The 12,373-nt window shown below is 61.3% G+C and carries 12 protein-coding genes; 3 read left to right on the top strand and 9 right to left on the bottom strand.

Annotated elements, in window-relative coordinates:
* Positions 1-43 precede the first annotated feature (43 nt).
* From AB4Y34_RS24890 to AB4Y34_RS24870, 5 genes are all read right to left on the bottom strand, one after another.
* Positions 44-838: an enoyl-CoA hydratase/isomerase family protein gene (locus AB4Y34_RS24890; protein WP_176378398.1), complete on the bottom strand. Its 795-nt coding sequence runs from the start codon at positions 836-838 to the stop codon at positions 44-46.
* A 47-nt stretch (positions 839-885) separates the two neighbouring features.
* On the bottom strand, positions 886-1,623 hold the full coding sequence (locus AB4Y34_RS24885) for an enoyl-CoA hydratase (protein WP_176121369.1): 738 nt from the start codon (positions 1,621-1,623) through the stop codon (positions 886-888).
* 19 nt (positions 1,624-1,642) lie between these two features.
* Positions 1,643-2,803 (bottom strand): acyl-CoA dehydrogenase family protein, encoded by a 1,161-nt coding sequence (locus AB4Y34_RS24880; protein ID WP_368717522.1) that lies wholly within the window; start codon positions 2,801-2,803, stop codon positions 1,643-1,645.
* Between the two features lie 78 nt (positions 2,804-2,881).
* Entirely contained in the window at positions 2,882-4,093 is a 1,212-nt protein-coding gene (locus tag AB4Y34_RS24875; RefSeq protein WP_368717521.1) for an acyl-CoA dehydrogenase family protein, read from the bottom strand.
* Between the two features lie 3 nt (positions 4,094-4,096).
* Complete coding sequence (locus tag AB4Y34_RS24870; RefSeq protein ID WP_368717520.1) at positions 4,097-6,031, bottom strand: AMP-binding protein; 1,935 nt, start codon at positions 6,029-6,031, stop codon at positions 4,097-4,099.
* Positions 6,032-6,383: 352 nt separating this feature from the next.
* Here AB4Y34_RS24870 and bktB point away from each other — a divergent pair, with 352 nt between their 5' ends.
* Positions 6,384-7,565, top strand: coding sequence for a beta-ketothiolase BktB (gene bktB, locus AB4Y34_RS24865; protein WP_176121373.1), 1,182 nt, complete (start codon positions 6,384-6,386; stop codon positions 7,563-7,565).
* A gap of 21 nt (positions 7,566-7,586) precedes the next feature.
* On the opposite strand, the gene AB4Y34_RS24860 is transcribed toward bktB, so the two are convergent.
* Entirely contained in the window at positions 7,587-7,946 is a 360-nt protein-coding gene (locus AB4Y34_RS24860; protein ID WP_368717519.1) for a hypothetical protein, read from the bottom strand.
* Here AB4Y34_RS24860 and AB4Y34_RS24855 point away from each other — a divergent pair.
* Complete coding sequence (locus AB4Y34_RS24855) at positions 7,929-9,272, top strand: MBL fold metallo-hydrolase (RefSeq protein WP_368717518.1); 1,344 nt, start codon at positions 7,929-7,931, stop codon at positions 9,270-9,272. The genes AB4Y34_RS24860 and AB4Y34_RS24855 overlap by 18 nt on opposite strands.
* Positions 9,273-9,348: 76 nt before the next feature.
* Here AB4Y34_RS24855 and AB4Y34_RS24850 read toward each other — a convergent pair whose 3' ends face one another.
* Positions 9,349-10,326, bottom strand: coding sequence for an NAD(P)H-dependent flavin oxidoreductase (locus AB4Y34_RS24850; protein WP_368717517.1), 978 nt, complete (start codon positions 10,324-10,326; stop codon positions 9,349-9,351).
* 190 nt (positions 10,327-10,516) lie between these two features.
* Between AB4Y34_RS24850 and folE the strand changes: the two genes are divergently transcribed.
* Positions 10,517-11,152, top strand: a complete 636-nt coding sequence (gene folE, locus AB4Y34_RS24845) for a GTP cyclohydrolase I FolE (RefSeq protein ID WP_368717516.1) — start codon at positions 10,517-10,519, stop codon at positions 11,150-11,152.
* A gap of 93 nt (positions 11,153-11,245) precedes the next feature.
* On the opposite strand, the gene AB4Y34_RS24840 is transcribed toward folE, so the two are convergent.
* Together AB4Y34_RS24840 and AB4Y34_RS24835 are read right to left on the bottom strand one after the other, a co-directional pair.
* Entirely contained in the window at positions 11,246-11,788 is a 543-nt protein-coding gene (locus AB4Y34_RS24840) for a nuclear transport factor 2 family protein (RefSeq protein WP_176378406.1), read from the bottom strand.
* Between the two features lie 11 nt (positions 11,789-11,799).
* Positions 11,800-12,114 (bottom strand): hypothetical protein, encoded by a 315-nt coding sequence (locus AB4Y34_RS24835; protein WP_176111403.1) that lies wholly within the window; start codon positions 12,112-12,114, stop codon positions 11,800-11,802.
* Positions 12,115-12,373 lie beyond the last annotated feature (259 nt).

Raw genomic sequence — 12,373 nt, 5'->3', positions numbered from 1 at the left:
CCGAAATGAGCGGACGGATGAACACGAGGCTCGGCGAGCGGAATTAGCCTTGTTTGCGTTTCTGCCGAGCGATGAAAGACGACGCGATCTGATGATGCTCGTTGCTGAGCGTCGCCTCCAACTGCCGAGCAAGCGTCGTGTCGAGCATCTGCGCCGCGCTGCGATGAAGATGCAGGTTCATCAGCTTCTTAGTTTCGCGCAGCGCGTTGCGCGGCTGCTTGAGCAGCTTTTCAGCAAGCGCCAAGGCCTCGTCCATCAGCTTTTCGGGCTCGACGACGCGATTGGCGAGACCGAACTCGACCGCCTGCTGCGGTGTGATGCGGTCGCCGGTGAAGATCAGTTCTTTCGCTCGCAGCAGACTGGTGTAGAGCGGCCACGCCACCGAGATCCCATCGCCGACGACCAGCCCGATGTTGATATGCGGCTCCGCGAGAAACGACTTCTCCGACATCAGAACGATGTCGCACAAGGTGGCCATTGTCGCGCCCCAGCCGACGGCCGGCCCGTTGACCGCAGCGATCAGCGGAATCGGCACGTCGATGAAGCCGTGTATCGTTCGACGCGCGTTCTCCTGGACCTGCGCGGCGAACTCGGGGTCGTCGAGCGTCTTGACGAAGTGATTCATGTTTCCGCCAGCGCTGAACGCTCGTCCCGCACCGGTGAGAATGCCGACACGCGCGTCGGGGTCCGAGGCTAGCGCAGCAAAAAGCTTTGGATAGCTGAACAGCATCTCCGTGGTCGACGCGTTCAGATCGTCTGGCCGATTGAGCGTGATGATGCGCAGGCCGCCGGCGGCTGTCACCTGAATATCGTCTGGAAGATCGTAGAGATTTGCCATGCGGGTACATACGTCCCTTGAGTTAAGCGCTTTGGTTGGGCAGCCGGTTATTTCCCCACCTGCCACGCCATGCCGCCATTCTTCTTTCTTTGCGCCAATGCAGCCTTCTCGATTCGCAAGGCCTCTTCCAGTGAAGTTAGCGCACCCTGATCGATCACACGCTTGACCGTCGCGACGAGATCGGGCCGGCGGCTCGCGATCGTCTTCGCGAGTGAGCTTGCCCGCTCCATCAGTTGATCGTGGCCGACCACCTCGTTGACGAGGCCAATGCGCAACGCCGTGGCCGCGTCAATCGGGTCACTGGTAAAGCTAATCTGCTTGGCCCACCTCGGACCCACGATATATGGCAATCTCGCAGTCATGCCACCGCCGGCGAGCGCGCCGATTTTCGTATGCGTATCGGCAAAGCGCGCGCGCTCGGACGCGATGATGAAATCGCATCCCATCGCAAGTTCCAGACCGCCAGTAACGGCAGCGCCGTTGACCGCCGCGATCACCGGCTTGGTGATGCGCGGCCACATATCGATCATTTCCGCGACCCACGAGCGCGGCGCATCGGGCGCCGAGAAGTCGTTCAGATCGAGCCCCGCGCAAAAGGCCGGATCTGCGCCGGTCACGATCAGCACACGCAGGCTTTCGTCCGCTTCGAAGCGGTTCAACGCGCCGACGAGTGCTTCGGTCAATGCAAGGTTCAGCGCGTTGCGAGCCTCGGGCCGATTCAGTGTCAGCGTAAGAACGGCGTCTTCTCGAGTCACGCCGAGCAAATCGGTTACTTTCGCGTCCATCGCAATTCCTCGCTAGGGTTCACGCCAGCGCAGCCAGTACCTCGCACTGAATCTGCCGTGCGTAACGATTCAGGTGATAGTCCATGTTGCCGAACAACGCGTCGAGTACCAGATGGCGGCGATAGTGATGGCCCACCTTGTATTCGTTCGTAATGCCGTAACCGCCGTGCAACTGGATGCCTTGCTGCGTCACGAACTTCGCGCTGCGAGTGGTCTGCGCCTTGCAGCCTGAAACCTCGACGCTTCTATTTGGCCCGTTCTCGCTGAGCGCTAGCAATGCGCGATGCAGTGTTGCTCGCGCCTGCATCGCATCGATCGCCATGTCGGCCATCCGGTGTTGCAGCGCCTGGAAGCTGCCGATCGCGACGCCGAACTGCTTGCGGGTCTTCATATATTCCGAAGCGAGTTCGATGGCATCCTCCATATCGCCTACGAGTTCCGCACAGATCGCGACGATCGTTTCGTCGACGGCGGCCTGCAGCCCTTCGAAGGCATTGCCCGCTTCGCCTAAGACATCGGATTGCGCCACCACGACGCCTTCGAGTAGCAAGTCGGCCGATGGCGTGCCGTCGAGCAACGCGCAGGTCTTGAGCGTCACACCTGCCTGCTTCGGATCGACGACGAAAATACCGATGCCGTCCTTGTCGCCGGCCGCACCGGCCGTGCGTGCGACGACGAGGAGGCGATCGGCGACAGGTGCGCCCACCACGAGCGTCTTGTAGCCATCCAGCCTCCACGTCCCGTCGGTGGTCTTCGTGGCGGTGGCCGTCACATAGTGCACCTGGCCTCGCGCCTCGCGTTCGCTGTGCGCGACCGCACAAACAGCCTCCCCCGAGACGATCCCGGCAAGCAGCGTCTCGCGCTGCCCTTCGCGCCCACAGCGAGTCACCAACGACGCGGGAAACACACCGCACATCGCATACGGTTCCAACACCAGCGCGCGGCCCATCTGCTCGGCCACAATGGCGCTTTCGACGGGCGAGAAACCGAGCCCGCCCATTTTCTCCGGAACGGCGATACCGAGCCAGCCCATTTCGCCGAGCGTGCGCCACGTGTCGCGCGAAAAGCCTCCTTCTTTCGAGGCCAGATCGCGGCGATGTTCGAACGTATAGCTCTTTTGCACAAAGCGCTGCGCGCTTTCCAGCAGCATCCGCTGTTCGTCGCTCAACTCAAAATCCATGCTGCACCCTCTTTCTGCCGGCAATTGATGCGATTCCCCCCAACGGGAATCGACGGATGTTCGTGGATCGACTCGAGCTCACAGGTCGAACATCGCCTTGGCGATGATGTTTCGCTGAATTTCGGCCGTTCCGCCATAGATCGTGCAAGCACGTCGATAGAAAACCTCTGCCGCGAGGCCCGGCGCGTACTCGGGCCCGATAAACGACAAGTCGCGCAGCGCTCGCTCTTCGTTCGGATCAGGATAGAACACGGCACCGTAGTCGCCGATCACCTCGAGCAGCATCTCAGTCAGCTTTTGATGGAGCTCCGAGCCTCGCACCTTTAGCATGGAGCCGATTGCCATTCCGCCGCTGCGCTCGTCGATCCCTTGATGCAGGATCTTCTGCACCGCCATGTCGATGGCGCGAACCTCCAGCTCATACTGCGCAAGACGTGCCGCAAACGTCGGGTCTTGGATCAACGGCTTGCCGGCCGCGTGCTCGCGCGACGCGTAGTGCCGGATCTTGCGCAGATAGCGCTTGAGCGCCGGGGCCTCGGCGCCGAGGAACGCGCGCTCGTTGAAGAGCAGAAATTTCGTATACCCCCAGCCCTTGTTCACTTCGCCGATCAGGTTTTCGGCGGGCACGCGCACGTTGTCGTAGAACACTTCGGCAAGGTGGTTGCAGCCGTCGAGCGAGCCAATGGGGCGCACGGTAACACCCGGCGACGTCATGTCGAGCAGCAAAAAGGAAATGCCTTTTTGCGGCTTCGCTTCGGTATCCGTGCGCACCAGCACGAAATTCCATTGGCCAGAGGTGCCAAAGCTGGTCCAGATCTTCTGCCCGTTGACGATGTAATGGTCTCCATCGCGAACCGCCGTCGTACGCAGCGACGCGAGATCGGAGCCCGAGCCCGGCTCCGAAAAGCCCTGCACCCAGAACACTTCCCCGCGTTGAATCGGCGGCAGAAAGCGGCGCTTCTGCTCTTCATTGCCGAACTCGCAAATCACCGGGCCGACTAGCGACACACCCGCCTGGTTCTGCGCCGGCGCACCCGCCAGATAGCACTCTTCTTCGAATATGTAGCGCTGCATCGCGCTCCAGCCTGTGCCGCCGTCCGCAACCGGCCAATGCGGCACTGACCATCCGCGCGTCTCATGCAGAATGCGGGTCCAGCGCTGCGAATCGTCGTCGCCTGCGAGAAACCCCTGCTGCCCGCGAAAGGCCATATCCGCCGGCAGATGCTGCTTGAGAAACGCCCGAACTTCTTCACGGAACGCCATGTCCGCAGGGTCTACGCGAAAATCCATTGTTTAGCTTCCGGCGTTTTCAGTACGTTGAACTCGATCTGCATCCGCTGCCGCGGCAGCGTTACCGACCAGGGTGCGCGGCGTGGGCGGCACGCGATACAGCTCGTCCACGACGCCACGCCGCCGCTCGAGCACATTGCGTTGGCTGATTGCGCTCTTCGCGCTCAATTCGCCGTTATCGAGCGTCGGCTGCTCGCTTTCGAGCACGATGCGGACAATGCGGGCCGAGCTACCGCCAGCACGCGCGGCGAGCTTGTCGAGCCCCGCCTGGAAGAAGGCGCGCACGCCGCGGCTGTTGATGATCTGGTCGACGTCCGGCATCGGATCGTGAAGGTCGTCGCAAAGCGCACGGCACGCTTCGATGTCGGGGAAGACGAGCGCGCTCAGGTATTCGCGGTCGTGCCCGGCGATCACGATGTCGCGCGCATACGGGCCAAACACGTTCAGCGCGTACAGTCGCAACTCCGCGACGTTGACCCATGTACCCGTGGATAGCTTGAAGTTCTCCGCGATGCGTCCGTCGAAACGCAGTCCAAGTTCCAGACGCTGCGGGTCGATGAAGGTTGCCGCGTCACCCGAGCGGAAATAGCCCTCATCGTCGAACGCGGCGGCGCTGCGCTCGGGATCTTTCCAGTAGCCGGGCGTAACACAGTCGCCGAAAAAGCGGATTTCCAGCTTCTCGTCCACCGGAGCCACTTTCACTTTGACGCCGGGCACGGGCAAGCCCGCGATCGCCTCGCGTCGCGGATCCCAGGCTGCCGACATTGGCGTCGGGCCCGCTTCCGTGCCGCCGATGCCCGACATGATAAGAACACGCTGGCCGATGGTTCGCACCGCGAGCTCGTCGAGTTGCGCCCAGATGTGCTTCGGCAGGCTAGCGCCGCCGTAGTAGATGAGCGCGAGCTTGCTGAAGAATTTTTTGCGCAGCGCGTCGTCCGCCTTCAGATGCGGAATCAGCGAGGCCAGCCCTTGGGGCGTATTGAGGTAGACGACCGGTGCGATTTCGCGCAACGCCTGCACCGTCGGACCAATTTCCTCCGGCGTCGGCTTGCCTGGGTCCAGGTAGTACGTACCCCCGCCATACAGCACCATGCCGAAGTTGTGCGTGCCGCCAAAGGTGTGATGCCACGGCAGCCAGTCGACGAGATCCGGTGGCCCATCCTGAAGAAACGCGAACACCTGGGCGACTTGCTGTCGATTGCTGCACAACATGCGCTGCGGGTAGATGACGCCTTTCGGTGCGCCCGTCGTTCCCGAAGTAAACATGATCTTGCCCACCGTATCCGGGCCGACCGCGTTGAACGCTTTTTCGACGTCGGCCGTAACCGGCGTCTTCAGCCAGTCGGCGACACGCGAACCGGCACGCCCCTCCGGCAACGGACCGACGACGACACATTCGACGTCGCCGAACACCTCGCGCAATGCACGGCCATATTGCGCGCCGTCATCAGCGAAGACGAGGCCGGGCGTGCATACGGCAGCGAGTTGCCTGAGCTTCGAAAAGTCCTGCGACAAGAGCGAGTATGCGGGCGTCACCGGAATATAGGGAACCCCGACGTGCAATGCGGCGAGCGCGAACAGCGCGTGTTCGAAGCTCCGATCCGAAAGAATCATCAACGGACGGGACGGCGACAAGCCTCGGTCGAGCAACGCCTGCCCCAGCGCACGCGCGCCGTCGAACGCCTGCCGATAGGTCAGGGACTCCCATGACTTGCCGTCCGGCGTCCGCCGCGCAAGCAGCGCACGCTCGGGTGTGACACTCGCCCAGTGTTCGAGCCGCTCCGTCAAGCGGACGGGATACGGTTCGAGCGGTTCCTTCAGTTCATACACCACGCTTCCATCGGGCCTTCGCTCGACGATCGCGTCCATGCTGCCGAGGCGGATCGGGCGAAACGGCACATCCATCAGGGCATCGTGCGAAGCCGTACCTGCATCCATCTGAATCGTCCTGTTGTTATCTGGCAAGTCATGTCCCGCGCGCGCTCGCATCGCCATCCGATACACGCAAATCTCGCGGATCAAGACAAACCAATAATTGAACGTCGATCATCATGTTGAACCAGCATAGCGCGAAATCGAACCCGCGTCTATCCGTTGTCACCCACAAGGAAGCCGGATATCCAACCCGCGATCCGGCGCGAATGAAGCACGAAATGCTCGGCACCATCTCATCCTTGCGCACTGCACAATTGCGTGGACACGAAAGCGAAAATGCGCTACTTTTCGAACAGCATTCATATTGTTAAACACGAACCGGATCGTAACCGATTCTCGGGACCAAGGAGCCATCATGTCGGATGAGGTCGTCGTCACCGCTGCCGTTCGCACCGCTATTGGAGATTTTGGCGGCGCGCTATCGAGCGTTCCGCCCACGACGCTCGGCGCAACCGTCGTTCGCGCGCTGCTCGAGCGTACGAATCTGCCGGGTGAAGATGTAGGTCATGTGGTGTTCGGCAACGTGATCCATACCGAGCCTCGCGACATGTATCTCGCGCGCGTCGCCGCGATGGAAGGCGGCGTCAGCGCCGAAGCACCGGCGCTGACGCTCAACAGGCTGTGCGGCTCCGGCCTCCAGGCAATCATCTCCGCCGCCCAGGCCATCGCGCACGGCGACACCGAAATTGCGATCGGCGCAGGTGCGGAAAGCATGTCGCGCGCAGCCTACGTGGCGACCGGCGCGCGTTGGGGTTCGCGCATGGGCGACATCCGTCTGATCGACATGATGGTCGGCGCGTTGACTGATCCATTCAGCGCTTGCCATATGGGCGTAACCGCAGAGAACGTCGCGAAGAAGTACGGCATCACGCGCGACGATCAGGACTCGCTCGCCGTCGAATCGCACCGGCGCGCTGCGCAAGCCATTCACGACGGCAACTTCCGCGAGCAGATCGTGCCGGTCGCCCTGCGTACGAAAAAAGGCGAAATCGCTTTCGATACCGATGAGCATGTGCGGTCGGGCACGACCCTCGCCGATCTCGCCAAATTGCGCCCGGCGTTCCAGAAAGACGGTACGGTCACGCCCGGCAATGCGTCCGGTCTCAATGACGGCGCCGCAGCTGTCCTGCTGATGGCCCGCCGCACCGCCGAACAACGTGGCCTTCGTCCTCTTGCGCGACTGGTCTCCTGGGCTCACGCGGGCGTCGACCCGCAATTCATGGGCATTGGTCCCGTGCCTGCAACACGGAAGGCGCTGCAGCGCGCGGGTTTGACCGTCGCCGACCTCGATGTGATCGAAGCGAACGAGGCTTTCGCCGCGCAAGCTTGCGCTGTGGCGAAGCAACTGGAATTCGACAGCGCCAAGGTCAACCCGAACGGGTCGGGTATTTCGCTCGGTCATCCGATTGGCGCGACCGGCGCCGTCATTGCGGTCAAAGCCATTCACGAGTTGCATCGTTGCGGCGGCCGCTATGCGCTCGTGACGATGTGCATCGGCGGGGGCCAAGGCATCGCGGCCATCTTCGAGCGCATTTAAGGCTTTCGCAGCGTTATCCGTTCAACCAGAGGGAGAGACGTGGTACGTCCCGAACAACTGCTTCACGCGCAACGACAGCCGGCGGCGCCACGCCCCGCTGCGACGATACTCCTGGTCCGCGACGCGTTGTACGAAGGTTCGCCAACCATCGAAGTGCTGATGACACGACGGTCGGCGCAGGCGAGCTTCGCGCCGGGCGCGTTCGTCTTTCCCGGCGGAGCGATCGACTCCTCCGATGCACGAATCGCCCGCAGCGCACGACGGCGCGCCACGCAAGACGATGCACAGGCGGTTCAGGCCGTGGCTGCCATTCGGGAAACATTCGAAGAACTCGGCGTGCTGCTGGCATGGCGACACGACGGTGTGCTCGTCGACGACCACGACATTGCGAAGCTCGAGCGGGCAACAGCGATCGAGGACCATTGCTCGCAGCATGGGCTCACGCTCGCTGCGGATTGCGTTTATCCGTTTGCTCATTGGATCACCGACCGTGATCTGCCGCGGCGCTTTGACGTCCAGTTTTTCGTGGCGCGCATGCCGGTCGATCAAACCGCGGTCGCGGACGGCGCCGAGCAGTTCGAACCCTTGTGGGTTCGTCCCGACGAGGCGCTGGCACGCCATGCCGCTGGCGACTTCGCGATGATCTTCCCGACGGTGCGCACGCTCGAGCGCCTTCGCTCGTTCGACTCGGTTGATGCACTGCTCGCCGCGTGTAGGGCGGAAAAGTCACTCTGGAGCAGTTGTCCGCGTGGTGGGATGAAAGCAGGCAGTGTCATGCGGTGCATGGAAGGCGATACCCCATACGGCGAACTGCGCCTCGTGTGCCCCGATGGCCAGGTGCTCCACTGTCTCGATTGGCGATCCACAGAAACGATCCCACTCCTGCGAAACGTGATGCGATTGACCGCGACGAACGGCGGGTTGATGACCGGTCCAGGCACGAATAGCTACATCGTCGGCACAGCGACGACTGGCTTCATCGTCGTCGATCCGGGACCAGGCGACCAGGCGCACCTTCAACGCATCTTCTCGGCAACGGGCGGCGACATTCGCATGATCGTCTGCACGCACTCCCACTTGGACCATGCGCCCGGAGCGAGGCCGCTGCAGTCGATGTGCCCGCACAAGCCACCCATCCTCGGCGTGCCGTCCGGACCTGCCGCCAAGGCAAGCAATCACTTCGTCCCCGACCGTGGATTGCTCGACGGCGAGGTGCTCACGCTTGTGCATGACGGAGAGACGCATCGATTGCTCGTGGTCTCCACGCCGGGGCACGCAAGCAACCACGTGTGCCTGGTCCTTCTGGAGGACGGACTGCTATTCAGCGGCGATCACATTCTGAATGGCAGCACGACCATCATCGATCCTCCGGACGGCAATATGACGGCGTACCTTGCGTCACTAGACCGACTCGACGCGATCTGTACCGAACGTGAGATCGAATTTATTCTCCCCGCACACGGGTACGTGCTCGACCGTGCGCGTGACCAGATCGCGCGCCTCAAGGCACACCGGTTCGCCCGGGAAGCCAAGATCGCCGACGCGGTCAAGGCGCTGCCGAGCGGTTCGATCGACGATTGGCTGCGGCTTGCTTACACCGATGTTCCCGAAAGACTGTGGCCAGCCGCTTTCCGGTCGCTGCTGGCTCATCTGGAGCGGCTCGACGAACACCGTCATCTGACCGCGCGCGCGTGCTTGCGCTCGTAATGCCTGTATCGGCTGTCCACTCCCCCCTGAATCTCAAGCGCGGGCAGCCGCATTCGATTGCCGTCTTCTTTCGACTTCAGCTCTCTGCTACGAGCGCGGTCAGCCGGTCATGAATGAGTGCGCGCGCCTCAGCCACCATCCGATTCACGAGTTCCGCACAGGTGGGAATATCTTCGATAAGCCCGATTGCCAGACCGGCCGGGAACGTTCCATCTTCCGTATCGCCCGTCTCGTACATACGCTTGCCGCGCTCCCCGCTGACCAGCGGCTTGAGATCCGCAAACGTCGCACCCTCTTTATGCTCCAGTTCCAGCACTCGCTCCGCTACCGAATTCCTGAAGATACGCGACGTGTTCTTCAGCGTGCGGAAGATCAATGCCGTATTGCGCTCATCATGCTCTACTAGCTTGCGCTTGACGTTCTCGTGAATCGGCGCCTCCCGCGTTGCCATGAAACGCGTTCCCATGTTGATGCCATCCGCGCCGAGCGCGAGTGCGGCGACCATGCCGCGCGCATCGGCGATGCCACCCGAGGCAATCATCGGGATGCGCAGCTTCGCGGCGGCGGCCGGCAACAGGACCAGATTCGGCACGTCGTCCTCACCGGGATGGCCGGCGCATTCGAATCCGTCCACGCTCACGGCGTCGCAACCCAACGCTTCGGCTTTCAGCGCGTGACGCACCGACGTGCACTTGTGGATCACCTTGATTCCCGCAGCCTTGAATGACGGCATATATGACTCGGGATTGCGTCCCGCCGTCTCGACGATCTGCACACCGCTCTCCACGACCGCTTGCACGTACTCGTCGTACGGCACCGGCTTGATCGTCGGCAGGATTGTCAGGTTCACGGCGAATGGTCGATCCGTCATCGAGTGAACGCGAGCTATCTCGTTACGCAGTGCCTCCGGTGTGGGCTGAGTGAGGGCGGTGATGGTGCCGAGCGCACCGGCGTTCGAGACAGCAGCGGCCAATTCCGCGCGGCCCACCCACATCATGCCCCCTTGAACAATTGGGTATCGAATCCCAAGCAACTCTGTAATGCGCGTTTTCATCTGCTGATTCCTGTGTAAGTGCATCCTGATTCGTCAACGTGCAGCGGTCGAGCGTCGCGTGTGAAATGCGTCGTTCGTTTATATTTACGAACATCGTGCAATTATATACACTCCTCCATTGCCGATGCTCATTTGCTGCACTCGCGGACACGCATGTGATTGCACGAGGCATGAACGATCAGGAGAATTGATGAACAAGCGAGACAACGAGATTAGCGCTGAGGAAGCGTCGGTTCTCCCGACCCTGGATCAAGCGGAAGAAGCCGTGCGTACGCTCATCCGATGGGCAGGCGACAACCCCGAAAGGGAAGGCCTCATTCAAACACCCGCACGCGTCGCGCGCGCATATCGCGAGTTCTTCTCGGGCTACGAATCCGATCCAATGCAGATCCTGGCAACCACGTTTTCCGAAGTGGATGGCTATGACGAGATGGTGGTGCTAAACGACATTCGCTTCGAAAGCTACTGCGAACATCATATGGTGCCCATCATCGGACGCGCGCACGTTGCCTACTTGCCCGAGCATCGCGTGGTCGGCATTTCCAAACTCGCGCGCCTCGTCGATGTCTATGCCAAGCGTCTGCAGATTCAGGAGAAGATGACCGTTCAGATCGCCGACGCGTTGAACACCGTGCTGCAACCCAAGGGGGTCGCCGTCATTCTCGAAGCCGCACATCAGTGCATGAGCACGCGGGGCGTGCATAAGCCGGGCGCGTCGCTGGTGACGAGTCGAATGCTGGGCGCATTCCGCGACGATCCTTCCACGCGCCGCGAGTTTCTCTCGATTGTCGGTCACGGCGCGAATACTCCATTACCCAATAGCTAAAAAAGCCAACGTCGGCTTCCAGCCGACGTTGGCTTTTTGGGCAAATCGATTCGCGTATCCGCGGCAAGTGTCGTTACAGGCTTGCGTACGGTTTCAAACCTCGGCGGGTTGACGCGTCGTTAGAGGCCGTTCATAAGAAACGTCTTCACGACTTCTTGAACTAACGCCATTGCTCATGAGGATTTCACGCCATGCCGCAGGTACTTCTGCAGGCGTGAGTTCGTTGATAGCTTCAGAGATGCAGACACGAGCCGCGATCGCCCACACACCATCACGCTTCTCGAAGCGGTCGATATAGCGCCCCACCGCCAGCGTGTCCGGCTTGACGCGATTTTCTCCGAAGAAAAGCCAGTACGTTTCCGCGTGCGCCTCATTGCCCTGCAATTCGACGCTGTGATTGAACACCATATGGTGGTGCGACAACTGATGCTCGGTATGGTATCCAAAAGCCCAGTCGACGAATTCCTCTGCATTTCCAACGAATGCGCCGTGATCGTCGATGGCGCCCGGATGGTATGCCGACAGCGTCAACTCACGGTCCATGCGGTCGACCCCGCGACAATACCGGTGCACGCATTCGAGTATGTCCTGCTTGTCCAACAGCGCTTCCACGCGTGCGTTCAACTCTTCATTCATCGTATTTACCGTTAGATGGTCATGGCGACAAAAAAGACGACCGCGCCAATCACGGCGCCAACGAAGCAATAGCCTTCGCCTGTCGACAAATCAGTTTCCTGCGCTCGCGCACGGCTCGCGATCGCGCATCCGATGATGCCCGCAAGTGCCGTCAAGCCAAGCACGGCAAACGTCATCACCACGCCGAACAGCGCGGACCGACCTAGTTCTTCCATGTGCAGGTCACGTTGCAGCAGCCAGACCGCTGCTGCCGAAATCGACAGAAGAATGAGCGGCAGCCATACTCTGCGCGCTTCTCGTGCGCTCTCGCGAGTCAGCGTTTTCATCGTGTCCGGCCCCCCATGCGCAGTTTGCCGAGACTACCAGGCGCCATTGCTTCCAGCGCGCGCGTCACCCAATTCGGCTGTCTTGCGCGAGCCGATTCGTTCGACGAGGGAGCGCCGTTTTCAGCGCGCTGACGACGATAGTCGAACGTGTAGTCCGCAAGTGGACCTCGTAAATCGCTGTCGAGAAAGTACATCGCATGTCTCCGATCAGACTTATGCCTGGCGGGCGCTTGCATGGCGCCTCTAGATAGACATCCTA

Source organism: Paraburkholderia sp. BR10954, from assembly GCF_040965775.1.
Taxonomy (GTDB): domain Bacteria; phylum Pseudomonadota; class Gammaproteobacteria; order Burkholderiales; family Burkholderiaceae; genus Paraburkholderia; species Paraburkholderia youngii.
The sequence above is the reverse complement of the archived record's forward strand: the minus strand, read 5'-3'. Positions and strand labels throughout refer to the sequence as shown.